This window comes from Vibrio sp. B4-6, assembly GCF_963888245.1.
Lineage (GTDB): Bacteria > Pseudomonadota > Gammaproteobacteria > Enterobacterales > Vibrionaceae > Vibrio > Vibrio anguillarum.
Genome location: NZ_CAWPIM010000069.1, coordinates 79,294 through 97,797 on the forward strand (window position 1 = coordinate 79,294; position 18,504 = coordinate 97,797).

The following is an 18,504-nucleotide window of genomic DNA, read 5'->3' on the forward strand; positions in this document are numbered from 1 at the left end:
ATGCTGGAATGGGAATCGATGATGTACAAGCTACCGCACCCTCGCCTAATTCATTTGTTGGATGCTGTATCCGCCTCGCCTTTAACTCAGGACGAACTTGCGCAACGGCTTAATGTTTCGACACGCACCATACGCACCGATGTCGCGCTGCTCAATAATGTGATGGTCAATCATGGCGCACATCTTCTCCACCAGCGCGGTTCCGGTTACCAACTCAATATCTACAACCCATCAACTTTCGAGCATTTTTTGTCGAGGGTGCAAAATGCAGAAACGATTCCAAGGACCAGTCAAGAGCGCATCATTCAGATTCAAGTACTGCTCTTGACGGCAGAACAAGGCGTAAAAATTGACGAATTGGCCGAGACATGGAATCTAAGCCGCACCGTTATTCAAAATGATATGGTTGATGTACGCAGCCAACTGGCCACGTTTGGTTTATCGATTGAAAGTAAACCTCGTTTGGGCATGCTGATCCAAGGCCCAGAAATGGCGATTCGCTCCCGTTTAACACAACTTATCTACATCGAACAAAAAGAGACAAAACAAGCTCTGGGCTTTATTAGTACGATTTTCCCTGAAAAATCTCAGCAAATTTTTGCAGCGCGCTTTCGTGAAGTGTTGACCAACCATACACTCTATATCAATGATATTGGGCTGCGTTGGTTAACCCTTTATGCTGCCGTCACACTGCACAGGCTCGCGTGTGGCAAAGAGCTTACCGAATTTTCTAAAAACGATGTTCATGAAACGACGCTACCAATTGCCAAAGCGTTATTTTCTGCGCTACCGATGCTGTTACCCGCCAATAACCATGAAATTGCCGCCTTGGCGATTCACATTCAAGCAAGAATTGCGACGAATCAAGCACTCCTTAGCCAAGGTGTACAGCATGAAGCCGATGCTCTAGTCACTCACATCTTTGATTATATCTATCAAAATTACCCTTACGATGTGCGTGACGATGCGCTATTACGCCGCGATCTTCACAACCACGTCTGCCATATGATCATTCGTGTCAAACATCATGTCGCCACAATTAACCCATTGGCCGAGCATATCAAACAGCACTACCCACTCGCTTACAGTATTACCTTATCGGCCATCGCAGACTGGATCAGAGAGACGGGTTACTGCATGACACAGCACGAAATAGGCTATCTTGTGATTCACATTGGTGTGGGGCTTGAACGTAATTACCATTTAGGTCACCGTACACCCAAAGCGCTCCTGTATTGCGACGCAGGTAATGCCGCGACACTTGGGCTAGAAGCGATCATCCGCCGCCAGTATCCGCAATTGGATATGAAAACGGTTTATTCCCCTGAACAGTTGATCACCGCTGATACCACGCAAGCGGACCTCATTATTACCACCATGCCCTTAGCCAATAGAGAGATTCAGAGCTTTGTGGTTGACCCCTTCCCTACCCAACATCAATTGGAAGAACTGGGCAAACAAGTGTTGGTTGATCGCACGCACTCTTATCTTTTGGATAAGTATTTTTCCAAGGCTCAATTTCTCTATCTTGATGACATCATTGAGCAATCACACCTCTTTGAGCAGGTTTGCTCGCATCTTGAATCAACGGAGTTGGTAGAGGAAGGATACCGAGCTTCACTGCAAGAGCGAGAGAGTTTGGTTTCAACCATGATGGGCGAATACATTGCTCTACCACACTCGATTGAACTATTTGCTAAACGTTCGATGGTTTACACCGTCGCTGCACCGCGTGGAATTGAATGGGGTAATGGTGAAAAAGCCTATCTGATCTTTTTCCTCGCCTTAAGTAAATGTGACTATGAAGAGGCGATGGGGCTGTATGATCTTTTCCAAGTGCTGATTAATAAAAAATTAGGTAAAAGTCTGTCGCAATGCGAAACCTTTAAGCACTTCAAAACACTGGCGCACTTGGAATTACAATAAAATATATCGCTGTGTGATGCTTCCTAGATGCCCTCTATTTTTTAGATACCGTCTGTTTTTAGGTTCCGTCTGTTTTTAGAAACACTCGTTTTTTAGGGACCAGTCTTTTATAAACAAGCCGTTTAGAGAGAAAACCAAGGCACAACAAGGCCCTCGCTAAGAGGGCCTTAATATCAAGATTACTGAGTGAAGAGGGTTTACAACACGTCGAAGCGATCGGCGTTCATGACTTTGGTCCAAGCAGCGACAAAGTCTTTGACGAACTTCTCTTTGTTATCGTCCTGCGCGTAAATCTCAGCGTATGAGCGCAAAATGGAGTTTGAGCCAAACACCAGATCAACACGAGTCGCTGTCCATTTTGTTTTACCGCTCTTACGCTCAACCATATCGTAAGAGTTACGGCCTGTTGGCTTCCAAGTGTAATTCATGTCGGTGAGGTTAACGAAGAAATCGTTAGTCAACGCCCCAACACGGTCTGTCAATACACCATGTTGACTGCCGCCATAGTTTGTACCGAGCACTCGCAATCCACCAATCAATACGGTCATTTCTGGGGCGGTCAGGCGCAATAGTTGCGCTTTATCTAACAGCATCTCTTCTGGGTTAACCACGTAATGTTTCTTTTGCCAGTTACGGAAACCATCCGCCAGTGGCTCAAGCACATCAAACGATTCCACATCCGTTTGTTCAAGCGTTGCATCACCACGTCCGGTAGTAAAAGGCACAGTAATATTAACGCCTGCCGCTTTGGCCGCTTGTTCAACACCGACGTTACCCGCCAAAACAATGGTATCGGCGATGCTAATACCCGCATCAGCAGCAATTTTATCCAGAACAGCCAACACTTTGCTGAGTCTTTCTGGCTCATTACCTTGCCAATCTTTTTGAGGAGCCAAGCGAATGCGCGCACCGTTAGCGCCACCACGTTTATCGGAACCACGGAAAGTACGAGCACTATCCCATGCGGTGCTGACCATCTCACTAATGCTTAAGCCGCTGGCCGCTATTTTTGCTTTTACTGCATCCACATCATAATCTTTACGACCTGCGGGGATGGGATCTTGCCAAATGAGATCTTCTGCCGGAACATCAGAGCCAAAGTAACGCGCTTTAGGCCCCATATCACGGTGAGTAAGCTTAAACCAAGCTCGCGCAAACACTTCAGAGAAATACGCTGGGTCTTTGTAGAAACGCTCTGAGATCTTGCGATATTCAGGATCCATCTTCAGCGCCATATCGGCATCGGTCATCATAGGGTTATAACGAATGCTTGGGTCTTCCACATCAACCGGTTTATCTTCCTCTTTGATGTTGATTGGCTCCCACTGCCACGCGCCAGCAGGGCTCTTCGTCAGTTGCCATTCGTAGGTAAACAACAGGTGGAAGAAGCCGTTATCCCACTGGGTTGGGTGCGTAGTCCATGCACCTTCAATACCACTGGTGACGGTATTACGGCCAATGCCGCGGCTGGTGTGGTTATTCCAACCCAAGCCTTGTTCGTGCAAGTCCGCCCCTTCAGGATCTGGCCCTAAGTTCGCAGCGCTACCATTACCATGCGCTTTACCCACCGTATGCCCACCCGCTGTCAGCGCCACGGTTTCTTCATCATTCATTGCCATGCGCTCAAAAGTGACGCGCATGTCATGTGCGGTTTTAAGCGGGTCTGGATTACCGTCAACGCCTTCAGGGTTTACATAAATCAGGCCCATCATCACGGCAGCAAGCGGGTTTTCTAGATCACGCACACCGGAATAGCGGCTATTTTCTCCGCCACTTGGCGCTAGCCACTCTTTTTCTGAGCCCCAATAAGTGTCTTTTTCTGGGTGCCAAATATCTTCACGACCAAAAGCGAAACCAAAGGTTTTAAGCCCCATGGATTCATAAGCCATATTACCCGCCAAGATCATCAGATCCGCCCAACTGATTTTGTTGCCGTATTTTTGTTTGATTGGCCACAATAAGCGACGAGCTTTATCTAAATTGGCGTTATCAGGCCACGAGTTAAGCGGAGCAAAACGCTGGTTGCCAGAGCCCGCACCACCGCGACCATCTGCAATTCGGTAAGTACCCGCGGAGTGCCATGCCATGCGGATCATCAAACCGCCGTAATGCCCCCAGTCGGCAGGCCACCACTCTTGGCTATCGGTCATTAGTGCTTTGAGATCTTTTTTCAAGGCATCAACATCCAATGTTTTTAGCGCATCGCGGTAATTAAAATCCGCCCCCATTGGGTTGGTTTTCACGTCGTGCTGGTGAAGAATGTCAAGATTCAGTGCTTTTGGCCACCAATCCATGTTCGATAGTTCAGCAGAGGTTACTCCGCCGTGCATGACAGGGCATTTACCGCCCGAATTCATACCTTTATTCTCCATTGCGTTCTCCTTGCTTCGCATTACTGCGGCTATTTAAGTGTGCTTGATTTATTCTAAAAACACTCAGCACGGTCGATATTGGCTGAACATTCACTGTATTAAATTCAAATGCAACAAAACTTAGAACAACATCATGTATATACAATAACAACGAGAGGTGATGAGCCTGCGGTCACGACTTGTTCGAAAAACCTTTTTCTTCAAAACCTTGCCACGATTATTGTTTCTGCTGCGTTCTGTACAGACTAGACAAGATGAGCATTAAACACTAATTCACTGTGGCTATTAATTTGATAGGCATCCTCTAACGCAATACGGCTAAGTTCACCCCTAAAGTCTCTCCTAACCACAGAACTTGTCCCTCAGAATGGTCATACCTATCGTCTCCAGAAACCGGATGGATTAACACGCTAAGACCTTCCCGATGTTCATCTAGCCACTCAATAAATCCGTGGCTATTGTCAGCAAGGTGTACTTCAAACATCGGCTTTAAGTGCGGGCCAACAAGCCTTGGTACTAAGCCAAACATGGCTTGTACATCATGTCGTTGTTGGGCAATTTTTTGTTGTACGCGCTGTGCTTTTGCTTGCTCTGCGAGATCAAAATAAACATGGGCATGAAACATAAAATAACTCCTCTTGATTTTTAAGCAGTGTACTACGCCAAAAGAGCATAGAAACCACAACAAATTTGCTGATGATTTTCAGCTAATTTGAATATACCGACGCTATTTAGCCTATCAGCACGGCCATATACCTTATTACTTATACTGATTAAAACGTTAAAGACTTATAAGATGACCGAAATAAAAGGTTAACAGAACAGTCATTCCATCCAATGAATAACCCTGCCCTTACTTATTTATTCACCAAACATATATTACAAATATAATGAGTCGTTACCATATGAAATTCTAATTGTCATAATCAGATAAGCTCATAGTATTGCTCTCCAATTTACGAGACTTTTTGCTCTTTCTCAGAAAATGGATATTAGAGAATTTTATGAAAAAACACTTTGAACTCATCGACAAACCCACTTTTTTTGGTGCGCTTGCTCTACTGTGTTCAGTAATCGTGCCGCTGTTGGTTTGGCCAACACAAGGGGAATACTGGATCAGCGTCGCCAAAACCTTTATGACCGATAAACTAGGGTTTCTCTATCTTGGACTTGGTTTAGCGGCTTTTTTCTTTATGATTTACATTATCTTCAGTGATATTGGCCAAATAAAACTTGGTGATGCTGACGAAAAACCTGAATTTGCAACGGGATCATGGGCCGCCATGCTATTTTGTGGGGGAATTGGAGCCAGTATTTTATACTGGGGCACCATCGAATGGGCATACTATTATCAAAATCCTCCCTTCCAATTGGAAGCGGGCAGTGAAGAAGCAATCCGCTGGGCTGCTACATATGGCATTTTCCACTGGGGTCCAATAGCGTGGTCCATATATCTTATACCTGCTCTGCCGATTGCCTATTTCTTCTACGTACGTAAGCAGCCAGTACTGAAAATATCTTCAGCATTAATGCCAGTAATTGGTGAAGCGAGAAGCTACGGAAAATTAGGTAAATTGATTGATGTTTTGTTCATTTTTGGTTTACTCGGTGGTGCAGCAACGACCCTTGGTTTAGCAGCTCCGCTGATTAATGAAGGCATTAGTTACTTATTTGGAATCCCCTCTACCACCACCAGCCAAATTGGGGTCTTACTACTGTGTACGGCATTATTTGCTTATTCGTCCTACAAAGGGATGGATGACGGAATTAAGGTTCTGAGTAACATCAACTTCTGGGGAGCATTAGCGCTGTTGGCCTTTATTTTAGTCGCAGGCCCAACGATCTTTATATTGGAAACGGGCCTCGACTCTATTGGTCGTATGCTGTCAAATTTCTTTATCATGGCTACATGGGCAGAACCATTTGGTGGATATGGCTCATTTTCAGATACTCATTTCCCACAAGATTGGACCATTTTTTATTGGGCATGGTGGTTAGTATTTGCACCTAGCATGGGCTTATTTGTTGCGCGAATTTCTCGTGGTCGCACTATTAAACAAATGGTCGCAGGTTCCATTTTCTTTGGCTCGATGGGCTGTGCACTCTATTTTATGGTTCTTGGTAACTATGGATTATCGTTGCAATTAACGGGGCAGCTGGACGTGGTATCGATTCTAAATCAACACGGCGCCACTAAAGCGATTTTTGCCATACTTGAACAACTGCCAATGAGTACCATAGTGATTGCCGTTTTCACTATTTTATGTATCATTTTTACGGCAACAACTTTTGACTCCATCTCATTTATTTTAGCTTCTGTGGTGCAAAATAATGTGACTGAAGATCCTCTACGCTGGAATCGTCTATTTTGGGCATTCGTACTATCCTTTATGCCTTCGGTTTTACTGTTTATGGGGGGGCTCTCAACCCTACAAACAGCAGCCATCGTCGGTGGTTTGCCATTACTCATCATTGCTGTAATGTTAATGATTTCAGGGATCAAAGCAGCAACTCTAGACTTAGCCCACCAAGAAGGCTACGAAGATCCAGTCATCAATATCGAAGATTTCCCTGATGTAGACCCTTGGTCAAGAGAGGGAATGGCATTAGCAAAATTCGAACGCTTAAAAGATGAAGCAATGACAGCGGCAGAACAAGAAAGAGAAAGCCTAGCTGCAATCTGGAAGTTGAAGAAAGTGATTCGGTTAGAAGCACTGGCACGTGGTGAGAATGGTTTAGAACTTGGGGAAGCTCCTGAAGATCAATTAACAGAGATACAAAGTCTAACAGAAGCAGCAATGGCTGCTCGTGAGCATAAACTACAAGCCTCAGAGGCAGCACAAGCAGCAAGAATTGAGTTTAATGAATTGCTCAAAGAGAAAGAACAATAAGCTGACTCTTCAGACACCATATTAACTTAACTGTATGAAATCGCCCTGCACTTCGGTTAAGGGCGATAAATTCTAACAAGTCACTTTTTCTAAACTTAGGTTTGTTGATTAAGCCAGCTAATAAACGCCGCAATACAATCATTTTTTCCGTTATGTATCAGATAATAGCCCGCATTTGCTTTGAGCGGTTTAAAGGGGGAAACCAAACGCTCTGTTTCTAATTCATTATCAATCAATGCCATTCTAGCCATCGCAACTCCAACTCCGGCTTCTGCGGCCGACATCGCCATATCAGTACGATTGAAAAAATGACCTTGTTGAGTCGCTATGTCTACCCCCATTTCTGACGCCCAATAAAGCCATTCGTAATCTCGCGACGCATTTGCCCACGGCATAGCATCATGCAGTAGCACAACACCATTCCAGCTTTCTTGCTGATAATGGCTATGCTGTAATTGTGGATGAGCTTGCAGGTAGGCTGCGCTCATCACTGGTAGCAGGTACTCTTCAAATAGCAGTTCCGCGTTCATTTTTTTGTAGGGCAATGGACCATAATCAATCGCTAAGTCGTAGTCTCGTCGGTCACTGTCTACCAGCGCTCCCTCAGCGAATATTTGAATTTGGATATCTGGATGTTTTCTATGGAAGTTTTCTAGACGAGGTACAAGCCATTTAAATGCAAATGATGGGGTTGACTTCAGTTTGATTTCGTTAATATTTCGACTTTGATTAAGATAGGCAATAGTACTTTCAATATCTTGAATATTCTGCTTCACCACTCTAGCAAGAGTTCGTCCTTCGTCAGTTAAGCGAATGCCACGAGAATGCCGTTCAAATAGTTTAAAACCGATCTTCTGCTCTAACAGGATAAGCTGCTGACTAATAGCTCCTGTCGTTAAATGTAAACTCTTTGCTGCTTCACTAAAACTGTTGTATTGCGCCACTTTCACAAATGTCGACAATATGGATAAGGTATTACCTTTCATCGCTTTTGCTTATAGATATTCTAAACACTGGTGATAATTTATATCGATTGTTAATAAAAGGTAAAGCAATAAAACTACGTGCAACAACTATCTTAGGAGCAAGTAATGGACGTGATCGTCTTAGGTAGCGGCGTCATCGGGCTAACCAGCGCATGGTATTTATCACAAGCGGGCCACCGAGTAACGGTGGTGGATCGCCAATCACAAGGTGCAAAAGAGACCAGTTTTGCTAACGCAGGGCAAATATCTTATGGCTACTCTTCCCCTTGGGCTGCACCCGGCATCCCACAAAAAGCATTAAAGTGGCTGTTTGAAGAGCATGCACCGTTGAAAATAAAACCATCTATCGACCCACAGCTGTTGGCGTGGATGGGTAAAATGTTATTGAACTGCCAACAGGATCGTTACAACATCAATAAAGCCAGAATGCTGGCGATTGCCAATTACAGCCGCGTTTGTTTGGCTGACCTGAATCAGCAACATAACCTGCAATATCAAGGCCGTCGGCTTGGAACGTTGCAAGTATTTCGCAGCGAAAAACAGCTACAAGCGATACAAAAGGACATCAAACTACTCGAGCAAAGTGGGATTCGTTATCAGCTTCTTGATGTCGATGGGTGCATTAAGCAAGAGCCGGGTCTTGCTCTTGTACGCGATAAATTGCGAGGTGGTTTGTACCTCCCCGACGATGAAACCGGGGACTGCTATCTGTTTTGCCAACAATTAACAGAGCTCGCGAAAAGCCGTGGGGTGCAATTTCTGTTTGATACACAAATAAAAACATTAACCACTGAAGGCAAAAAGATCACCGCTGTCCAAACCGATAAAGGTGAGCTAAAAGCAGACAAATATGTCGTCGCACTCGGCAGTCACTCTACCGCTTTACTGGCGACATTGGGTATCTCCATTCCTGTTTATCCGGTGAAAGGGTACTCACTAACGCTGCCGATTGTCGACGCTGAACTGTCCCCACGTTCAACGGTAATGGACGAAACATATAAAGTGGCCATCACTCGTTTTGAGGATCGAATTCGTGTCGCGGGCACGGCAGAGTTAGCCGGGTTTGATCCTGCCTTGCCTGATGCGCGCAAAGCAACCATTGCAAAAGTCGTGACCGATCTCTTTCCTCAAGGCGGTGATTTAGCACAAGCTGAATTTTGGACAGGCTTTAGACCAATGACGCCTGACGGGACCCCGATTATAGGCTCCACTCCATTTGAAAACCTCTACACCAATACAGGACATGGAACCTTAGGGTGGACGATGGCTTGCGGATCTGGACAGCTTCTTGCCGACATTGTCAGTGAGCAAACTTGTGCTTTACCAATTCATGAGTTGAATCTCTCTCGCTACCTCATCAACTAGTCACAATAGAAAATGCCTATTATTAGCTAAACCTTAGTGGAAAGTTATTATGCATAATGATTCATCCGAGAGGATTTAATTTCCAACCTTTCGGGTGACCAACCCATATGCGCTGAAATTTTAGCCAATTCTAATTAACCCACCTATTATTTAACATTTCATTAGCATTTTGTGTTCCTCATCACGCTAACGATTATTCACAGACAAATAAATTAACATCTAAGTTACAAAAAGATTAATATGTTGCCCACAAAGCAAACACAACACTCACCAAAACTACTAAAACAGGGAAATGCATATGCAGTCATTTGTTGATTTTCTGAATGGAATAATCTGGAGCCCGGCGCTAATTTATTTATGCCTTGGTGCGGGTTTATTCTACTCAATTGTGACCCGATTCGTTCAGGTCCGTCACTTTTTTGAAATGTGGCGACTTCTTCTTTCCGGAAAAAGCTCAACCAAAGGGATATCCTCTTTCCAAGCTTTGGCCGTTTCACTTTCGGGACGCGTCGGTACGGGTAATATTGCAGGCGTAGCCGCAGCAATTGGTTTTGGTGGCCCTGGTGCTATTTTCTGGATGTGGGTAGTGGCCTTTTTTGGTGCCGCGACTGCTTATGCTGAATCAACTCTGGCACAAATTTATAAAGAAGAAGATGAAGGTGAATTCCGTGGTGGCCCCGCTTATTACATCGAAAAAGCGATGGGACAAAAATGGTATGCATGGATCTTCGCCATTTCCACCATCTTTGCCTGTGGTGTGCTTTTACCTGGCGTGCAATCCAACAGCATTGGTAATGCCGTAGAAGCGGCTTTTGGGGCTGGCCCAATCATTGAAACCACTATCGGTAGCTTCACTTTTGCTAAGATTTTTACTGGTACCGTAGTGTCAATTATTTTAGCTTTCATCATCTTTGGTGGTGTTAAGCGTATCGCTAACTTCACACAGGTCGTGGTGCCATTTATGGCTTTGGCCTATGTCATTACTGCGTTTGTTATCATCCTGCTTAACATCAGTGAAGTACCACGTATTTTTGCCATGATCATTGGTGATGCGTTCACACCAATGGCAGGTATTGGTGCTGCGATTGGTTGGGGGGTAAAACGAGGTGTTTACTCAAACGAAGCAGGCCAAGGTACTGGACCGCACGCTGCGGCTGCCGCGAGTGTTGATCACCCTGCGCAGCAAGGTTTAGTGCAAGCCTTTTCTATCTACATTGATACTTTGCTGGTCTGTTCCGCAACCGCGTTCATGATTCTGATCACTGGTGCTTATAACGTACACGGCGGCGCAGAAGGTGCATTTTTAGTACAGAACATCGCGGCGGATATTAGTGCCAATGGCCCAGTATTTACCCAAATGGCGATTGAGAGCGCACTACCGGGCGTGGGTAAACCTTTTGTTGCGTTTGCTCTGTTCTTCTTCGCCTTTACCACGATTTTGGCATACTACTATATTGCTGAAACGAATATTGCTTACATTCGCCGCACCTTTAAAGTCGATGGCCTGATGTTCCTTCTTAAAGTAGTGATCATCGCAACGGTATTCTACGGCACAGTGAGAACCGCGAACCTTGCTTGGGCAATGGGTGATGTGGGCGTGGGTTTGATGGCGTGGCTAAACATAGTCGGGATTTTGATCATCTTCTTTATGGCTAAACCAGCTATTGCAGCACTCAAAGATTATGAAGAGCAACAAAAACAAGGTGTCGATGAGTATCTTTTCAACCCAGTAAAACTCGGCATTAAGAATGCGACATATTGGGAAGGAAAATATAAACGCAAAACGGGACAAGAACCAACTGTAGAAGAAAGCTCCGTGGGTGTTGAACAACCATCATCCTAACGGATTAGCTAAGCTCATCAGCAAAAAGCATTCAAGGTAAACGTAAAAAGGGTTAGCAAACGCTAACCCTTTTTCTTTTTCATCAACCCGTATTAGGCTGCGATTTCTTGTGTCGTCAACTTTTCGACAACAGCGTTTTGCGCTTTCTTTTCACCAATCGGTAAAATAACACGGCCATATTCATTATTCAGAACTTGAGCCATTGCAAAATAAATCGCACTTGCGCCACAGAAGATGCCTTCAAAGCCAGCAATCGTGCCGATAAGTTCGCTACCAGTGAAATCACGCGCAGCTAGTAAAGCAAATAGAATGGTCAGTGAGCCGAATACCACTTGTTTAGCACGTGGGTAGCACAATGAACCGATAAACATGAAACCAGTGAAAATGCCCCACAACGTTAAGTACCAACCCATAAAGTGAGCAGGGCTTGCTGGTAGTCCCATATATGGCATGACAATCAGGCCAACCAATGTGAGCCAAAATAGACCGTAAGAGGTAAACGCTGTGGTACCAAAAGTGTCACCACGTTTGAAACACATGATACCCACGATGACTTGACTTAAACCACCGTAGAAAATACCCATCGCCAAAATCATAGAGTCGATAGGGAAAAAGCCTGCGTTATGGATATTAAGCAGGATAGTCGTCATGCCAAAACCCATTAGGCCTAGCGGCGCTGGATTGGCCAATTTAGTAGACATTCGCGAGTACCTTAAAAAATGTTGATAAAAATTACGCGCGGATTTTAGTGGAGTAGCACACAAAATGGAAAGAACGTTAACGAAAACTAAGATTGTAAATTTAACCACTTGATTGTTCAAAAAGAGAGCAGAGCAACCGAATTCGATCGTGCTGCTCTCCTTTTGCTAAATGTCACTCTTTATTGACAGTTTATTTCATCCCAAAACCAGTTACTTTGCGTGGGTGATTCCCATACTCCGGGGTTGTTTTTAGCCATAAAACACTTTCCATTATGCGTAATTTTATCGCCATTTTTTGCAACAGTAACCCCTGCAACCCAGCTTGAAAAATCACTGCTTGGTGGCGTAGGCTCTGGCGTGACGGGCGGTTCTGGCTCATTGACCACTGGCGGTGGCTCAACAGGGTCAGGTGTTGTGGGCGCTGTTGGTTCACCCGTAATAAGCTTCCAAGGATCACCTTGAGTGGGTTCATTACCTTGTGACCACCACTTAGCTTCATAAGTAGCGCCTTTATAGCTCACCTTATCGCCCGTGTTATATACCTTTGTTGCTTCCCAGCCGACGATGCCATCCACTGGTGGCTCTGGTGGCGTACCGGGATCAATCGCATCCACAACACGCACTTGGGGCCAGCTAGAATGTGAACCATAAAAGTTAGTCACACATTTTTCGTAATCACCAGCAACAAGGGCTGAATACGCGGTTTGGAAACCAACCAGTTCACATTCAAACGAGTAGCCACCTGGGCGATCAGAGTAATATTTCCAATTACCATCCCAGTTGGTATACAACACATCCGTTGCACCGTTCAAATTTAAGCTACCGTAAGGCGTTTGCTGCCAACAGGTATTCTTTTCATCTGACTCAATCGGTATTTGATAATGATCCGCTAACCCTTCCCAGTAGCGAATGCGATTAACCGGTTGACCTTTATCTTTGTTCTGCTCACCGCACTCAATGCCACCATTGATAACGTTAATTGTGGTGCCAAAACCATAGCCAATACCGGCATCGCTTTCACGTTGCGAAGGTGTCCATGTACGGTCAATTACGTGCAACATTGCCGGTTTCGGTGCTTGAGGTGTTAAGAAAAACCAAATCGCTGAAGCTAAATTCAACCAAGAATCCGCTACCAACCCGGGGTTATTGAGTAGTACTTTGGCATCACCATCAAACATCACTTCAGAAAAAGCGCCATAGTTGAAATGGTAAGAGAGCTGCTTCGCACCTCGACCAAAATAACCTTGCCCAGCGGCGCACGGCCAACGAGCATTTTGCCAATCATTTTGGCCACAACCGGTTGTGTAGCCACTTTGCCCTTCAGACCAACCCATTTCACGCACATGAACCAATGCTTGCTGCCATTCTTCAAGCCTATTCGGATTATCAGATACGTTGTCTTTCGCAATGTGACCACCCGTTTCTTGTGAGAAATGAGCAAAAGCCGTCACGATGGATTTTTTACAAATTGCCTCAGAATCTCGGCCATCCGTATATTCGCCACAAAACGCGGGGAATTTGCCAATTGCCCGTAAGAAGCGCGTATAGGTGTATTCGGGAGCCGCCATTTGAGTTAAGAAATCCCACTCGTACTGTGGAAATACCCGTTCAACACGCTTGACGTTTTCAGGGTTAGAACTTAACCCCGGTACTATTGCTTCAACAATCGCATTCGAACGCGTTTCTAGTGCTTCCGACCAAATAGCATACATAGGATCCGCTGTTTTGGCTTTTTCTGCCGCTTGTAGCTCTACTTTAGAGACAATATAACCCGCGGAATTTTCAGGGTCAGGTAAGATATTTAACGCGTAACTGTTTGCGGCTAAGACACTGCTAATCAGCACGGCTAAATGCTTTGTTTTCAACATATCAATCCCTTATTTTTTGCTTAGTGGGTACGGTGAAAATAGTATGGATAGCCGAGCCATTGTTGACAGTGAAACTTATTAATTAAATGTCAAAATGCGAGTAGTTTCATCATGATGTAAACCAATTATCGTACGGCGACATCGCCCTTTGAAGGCAAGTCGATAAATATGAAAAAGCCTCAAAAAAGCTTGAGGCTTTTAGAGTTCAATCTATTTTTCATCAGGTTAAGTGAACAACCAATGCCTCAAATTTCTCAAGCATCATCGCACCGGCAATGGCTTAGCGCACATGAGTGTGGCCAGTAAAAAAGTGATGAACTGGGCCGCGACCTTGGCCAACATCCAGTTCATCGGCATAGCCAATGGCTTGCGATATGTACTGCTTAGCCAAATACACGGATTTGTGCAGGTTATTTCCTTGAGCAAGATAAGAAGCGATCGCAGAAGAGAGCGTGCAACCCGTCCCATGGGTATTTGGGGTTGGAAAACGCTTCGCACTGAGTAATTCTGACGAATATTTCATGATCAAAAGATCATTGCTGTTTTCAGCGTGTTCTAAATGCCCACCTTTTAGCAACACCGCCTTTGCACCCAACGCTCGTAAGTCAGCCACCATGTCGTTCATTTCTGCTTCAGACTGAGGAACCGGCTTGCCAGTAAGCACTGCTCCTTCAAATAAATTGGGGGTAATGATGTCAGCCAAAGGGATCAACGTTTCTTTTAATGTGCTGATTGCCGATTGCTCAAGTAATAAATCACCACTGGTCGCCACCATCACGGGGTCTATCACAAGGCTCTTGGGTTGGTATTGCTGCATTTTTTTGGCAACGATCTTGATGATACCGGCATCGGCTAGCATGCCAATTTTAACGGCCACGATCTTCAAGTCGCTAAAGACAGCATCTAACTGGTTTTCGATGTGATCAAGTGGAATCGGGAAAATGGCGGAAACGCCTTGAGTATTTTGTGAAGTAATGGCGGTAATAACTGAACACGCGAAACTGCCAGTTGCCGATATCGCTTTTATGTCGGCTTGAATGCCTGCCCCTCCACCGCTATCAGACCCTGCGATAGTGAGTACAACAGGTATGTTTAATAGCGTCGTTTCTTGTGTGTGTTTCTGTATTGGTTGTGCCATGGTCGCTCCTATGACAAGACATACAGGAACTGACTTTGACCGTGGTTTGGAAAGTTCGGTAATCGAATTTACAAAGGTTAGCCGTTGTTATTCGGCTCGTGACAAAGTGCTCATAGTTCCCTACGTCAGTATTAACTGAATCAGGTTCGACGGGTCTCGAATTTCGATCTCAGCCGATGCAGAATCTGCATCGGCTCCCCGACTATTTCGCAGTAATCATAACAGGGCACTCACCGAAGGAGTACGCTTTTCTGGAGGAATTATTCCCACTCAATAGTGGCTGGTGGCTTACCTGAAATATCGTAAACCACACGAGAAATACCATTCACTTCATTGATGATACGGTTAGAAACCTTACCCAAGAACTCATAAGGCAGGTGCGCCCAATGTGCTGTCATAAAGTCAATGGTTTCCACAGCGCGTAGCGATACAACCCAATCGTATTTACGTCCATCACCCATAACGCCTACCGAACGAACAGGTAAGAAAACCGTGAAAGCTTGTGACACTTTGTTATACAGATCAGCGGCATGCAGCTCTTCAATGAAAATAGCATCGGCGCGGCGCAGCAAATCACAGTACTCTTTCTTCACTTCGCCCAACACGCGTACGCCAAGGCCAGGGCCTGGGAACGGATGGCGGTAAAGCATGTTGTAAGGCAGACCAAGCTCTAGGCCAATCTTGCGCACTTCATCTTTGAAAAGCTCACGCAGTGGTTCAACCAATCCCATTTCCATATCATCAGGCAAACCGCCAACGTTATGGTGAGATTTAATCACGTGCGCTTTACCTGTTTTAGAGGCGGCCGATTCAATCACATCTGGGTAAATCGTGCCTTGCGCAAGCCATTTGGCATTTTTCAATTTCTTTGATTCTTCATCGAAGATATCAACAAACACATGGCCGATAATTTTGCGTTTCGCTTCCGGATCAGACTCACCTTGCAGTGCGTTGAGGAAACGATCTTCTGCATTGACATGAATGATGTTTAAGCCAAATTTGTTGCCAAACATATCCATGACTTGCTGAGCTTCATTCAGACGCAATAAGCCGTTATCAACGAACACACAGGTTAATTTATCGCCAATCGCTCGGTGAGCCAGCATCGCCACAACTGACGAATCTACACCACCCGATAGGCCAAGGATCACTTCATCGTCGCCGACTTGCTCTTTAATACGAGCAACCGCATCTTCGATGATAGACTCAGCCGTCCATAGACGCTCGCAACCACAAACGTTGAGAACGAAATTCTCAAGCATTTTTAGACCGTTTTTGGTGTGCGTGACTTCTGGGTGAAACTGCACGCCATAATATTTTTTCTCTTCATTCGCCATTGCCGCATAAGGGCAAGTTTCCGTTTGCGCTGTTTTGACAAAATCAGCCGGAATTTGCACCACTTTATCACCGTGGCTCATCCAAACATCTTGCGTTAGCTCAAGGTCGCTAAACAGGGCCGATTCACCCATTAACTGTACGGCTGCATAACCAAATTCACGTTCCTCAGAACTGGCCACTTTTCCGCCCAACTGTTCAGCCATGGTTTGCATGCCATAACAAACACCAAATACAGGCACACCAGAGTCAAACACATATTGTGGCGCACGCGGAGAGTTGGCTTCAGTCACGCTTTCAGGACCACCAGAAAGAATAATGCCATCTGGGTTGAATTCACGGATGTCCGCTTCTTCAACATCCCAGCTCCACAGCTCACAATAAACACCGATTTCGCGAACACGGCGGGCAACCAGTTGTGTGTACTGAGAGCCGAAATCTAAGATCAGAATACGTTGGTCATGGATATCTTTAGTCATTTAAGGTCAATCTCAATCATTAATGTAGTGGATGGGGAGCATCGCGCTCCCCATAAGCTTCAAGCTATTCGTGGTTCGTCATTAACCCAAGCGGTAGTTTGGCGCTTCTTTGGTAATTTGAACGTCGTGCACGTGTGACTCTTTCATACCTGCACCAGAGATACGAACAAACTCGGCTTTAGTGCGCAGATCTTCGATAGTGGCCGAGCCAGTTAAGCCCATGCTTGAGCGTAAACCACCCATTTGTTGATGAACGATCTCTTTTAGACGGCCTCGATAAGCGATACGACCTTCGATCCCTTCAGGTACAAGCTTGTCAGCCGCATTGTCAGATTGGAAATAACGATCAGAAGAACCTTGAGACATTGCACCCAGCGAACCCATACCGCGATAAGCTTTATATGAACGACCTTGGAACAAAATAACTTCGCCCGGAGCTTCTTCAGTACCTGCAAACATGGAGCCGACCATCACGCAAGATGCACCAGCAGCAATCGCTTTACAAATATCGCCAGAAAAACGAATACCGCCATCAGCAATCACAGGAATACCGTATTGATCAGCCACTTCAGCTGCATCAGAAATCGCCGTAATTTGAGGAACACCAACACCCGTTACAATACGCGTTGTACAGATTGAACCCGGGCCAATACCGACTTTGACCGCGCTTACGCCCGCGTCAATTAGAGCTTTCGCACCGGCACCCGTTGCAACATTACCGCCGATAATATCGAGATCAGGATAAGCGGCGCGCGTTTCACGAATACGGTTAAGTACACCTTCTGAATGGCCATGAGAAGAGTCAATCAGTAGAACATCCACTCCCGCTTCCACTAATGCTTTTACGCGCTCTTCATTGCCAGCACCGGCACCAACAGCCGCACCAACACGTAAACGCCCTTGTTCATCTTTACAAGCATTCGGTTTGCGTTCTGCTTTATGGAAATCTTTCGCGGTGATCATACCAGTCAGTTTGAATTCATCATTCACTACCAAGACTTTTTCAACACGCGCTTTGTGCATGCGCTCTTGTACATCCTGACGAGATGCGCCCTCTTTAACTGTGGCTAAGCGATCTTTTGGTGTCATGACTGCTTCAACTTTTTTTGTTAAATCAGTAACAAAGCGAATATCGCGGCCGGTGATGATACCGACAAGCTCATTGTGATCGCTCACCACAGGGAAACCGGCAAAACCATGTTTCTCTGTCAAAGCAATCACATCTTGAATGGTTGCATCAGGGCGAACTGTTACTGGCGCAGTGACTACACCCGCTTCAAAAATTTTGACAAGACGGACTTGTTCAGCCTGCTCTTCAATGGGCATATTTTTGTGGATAAAACCAATACCACCCTCTTGGGCAAGAGCGATCGCAAGGCGAGCCTCTGTCACTGTATCCATAGAAGCTGAGATCATCGGAATGTTCAGTGCGATATTTTGGGTCAGCTGAGTATGGAGATCGGCTGTGTTTGGGAGAACGGTGGAGTGTGCTGGTACGAGAAGAACATCATCGAATGTCAGCGCTTCTTTGGCAATTCTTAGCATTTGCAATATCTCACAATTAAGAGGAGTGAATAAAAGGTAAATCCAAGTTGTCTCA

The 18,504-nt window shown here is 45.3% G+C and carries 12 protein-coding genes and 1 riboswitch; of the genes, 4 read left to right on the forward strand and 8 right to left on the reverse strand.

Annotated features, from left to right (window positions below):
- Positions 1-1,926, forward strand: a complete 1,926-nt coding sequence (locus AACV20_RS17295) for a BglG family transcription antiterminator (protein ID WP_249929770.1) — start codon at positions 1-3, stop codon at positions 1,924-1,926.
- A gap of 197 nt (positions 1,927-2,123) precedes the next feature.
- On the opposite strand, the gene katG is transcribed toward AACV20_RS17295, so the two are convergent.
- Entirely contained in the window at positions 2,124-4,298 is a 2,175-nt protein-coding gene (gene katG / locus AACV20_RS17300) for a catalase/peroxidase HPI (protein WP_170907705.1), read from the reverse strand.
- A gap of 304 nt (positions 4,299-4,602) precedes the next feature.
- Positions 4,603-4,923: a DOPA 4,5-dioxygenase family protein gene (locus tag AACV20_RS17305; protein WP_017046265.1), complete on the reverse strand. Its 321-nt coding sequence runs from the start codon at positions 4,921-4,923 to the stop codon at positions 4,603-4,605.
- 379 nt (positions 4,924-5,302) lie between these two features.
- Between AACV20_RS17305 and AACV20_RS17310 the strand changes: the two genes are divergently transcribed.
- Entirely contained in the window at positions 5,303-7,189 is a 1,887-nt protein-coding gene (locus AACV20_RS17310; RefSeq protein ID WP_170907706.1) for a BCCT family transporter, read from the forward strand.
- Between the two features lie 95 nt (positions 7,190-7,284).
- On the opposite strand, the gene AACV20_RS17315 is transcribed toward AACV20_RS17310, so the two are convergent.
- Positions 7,285-8,175 (reverse strand): LysR substrate-binding domain-containing protein, encoded by an 891-nt coding sequence (locus AACV20_RS17315; protein WP_013857478.1) that lies wholly within the window; start codon positions 8,173-8,175, stop codon positions 7,285-7,287.
- Positions 8,176-8,280: 105 nt separating this feature from the next.
- Between AACV20_RS17315 and AACV20_RS17320 the strand changes: the two genes are divergently transcribed.
- Positions 8,281-9,540 carry a D-amino acid dehydrogenase gene (locus AACV20_RS17320; RefSeq protein ID WP_170907707.1) on the forward strand — a complete coding sequence of 420 codons (1,260 nt, stop codon included), beginning with the start codon at positions 8,281-8,283 and terminating at the stop codon, positions 9,538-9,540.
- A gap of 298 nt (positions 9,541-9,838) precedes the next feature.
- Complete coding sequence (locus AACV20_RS17325) at positions 9,839-11,383, forward strand: alanine/glycine:cation symporter family protein (RefSeq protein ID WP_017043180.1); 1,545 nt, start codon at positions 9,839-9,841, stop codon at positions 11,381-11,383.
- Positions 11,384-11,475: 92 nt separating this feature from the next.
- Here the strand turns inward: AACV20_RS17325 and AACV20_RS17330 are convergent, their stop codons facing one another.
- From AACV20_RS17330 to guaB, 5 genes are all read right to left on the reverse strand, one after another.
- The gene (locus AACV20_RS17330) at positions 11,476-12,084 is read right to left on the reverse strand and encodes an acetate uptake transporter (protein WP_094144566.1); all 609 of its coding nucleotides are present in this window, start codon (positions 12,082-12,084) and stop codon (positions 11,476-11,478) included.
- 179 nt (positions 12,085-12,263) lie between these two features.
- Positions 12,264-13,952 carry a chitinase gene (locus AACV20_RS17335; RefSeq protein ID WP_170907708.1) on the reverse strand — a complete coding sequence of 563 codons (1,689 nt, stop codon included), beginning with the start codon at positions 13,950-13,952 and terminating at the stop codon, positions 12,264-12,266.
- 280 nt (positions 13,953-14,232) lie between these two features.
- On the reverse strand, positions 14,233-15,090 hold the full coding sequence (thiD, locus tag AACV20_RS17340) for a bifunctional hydroxymethylpyrimidine kinase/phosphomethylpyrimidine kinase (RefSeq protein WP_170907709.1): 858 nt from the start codon (positions 15,088-15,090) through the stop codon (positions 14,233-14,235).
- Between the two features lie 100 nt (positions 15,091-15,190).
- Positions 15,191-15,301: riboswitch (TPP riboswitch) on the reverse strand.
- Between the two features lie 49 nt (positions 15,302-15,350).
- Entirely contained in the window at positions 15,351-16,904 is a 1,554-nt protein-coding gene (guaA, locus tag AACV20_RS17345; protein ID WP_017044245.1) for a glutamine-hydrolyzing GMP synthase, read from the reverse strand.
- Positions 16,905-16,985: 81 nt separating this feature from the next.
- Positions 16,986-18,449 carry an IMP dehydrogenase gene (gene guaB, locus AACV20_RS17350; RefSeq protein ID WP_170907710.1) on the reverse strand — a complete coding sequence of 488 codons (1,464 nt, stop codon included), beginning with the start codon at positions 18,447-18,449 and terminating at the stop codon, positions 16,986-16,988.
- Positions 18,450-18,504 lie beyond the last annotated feature (55 nt).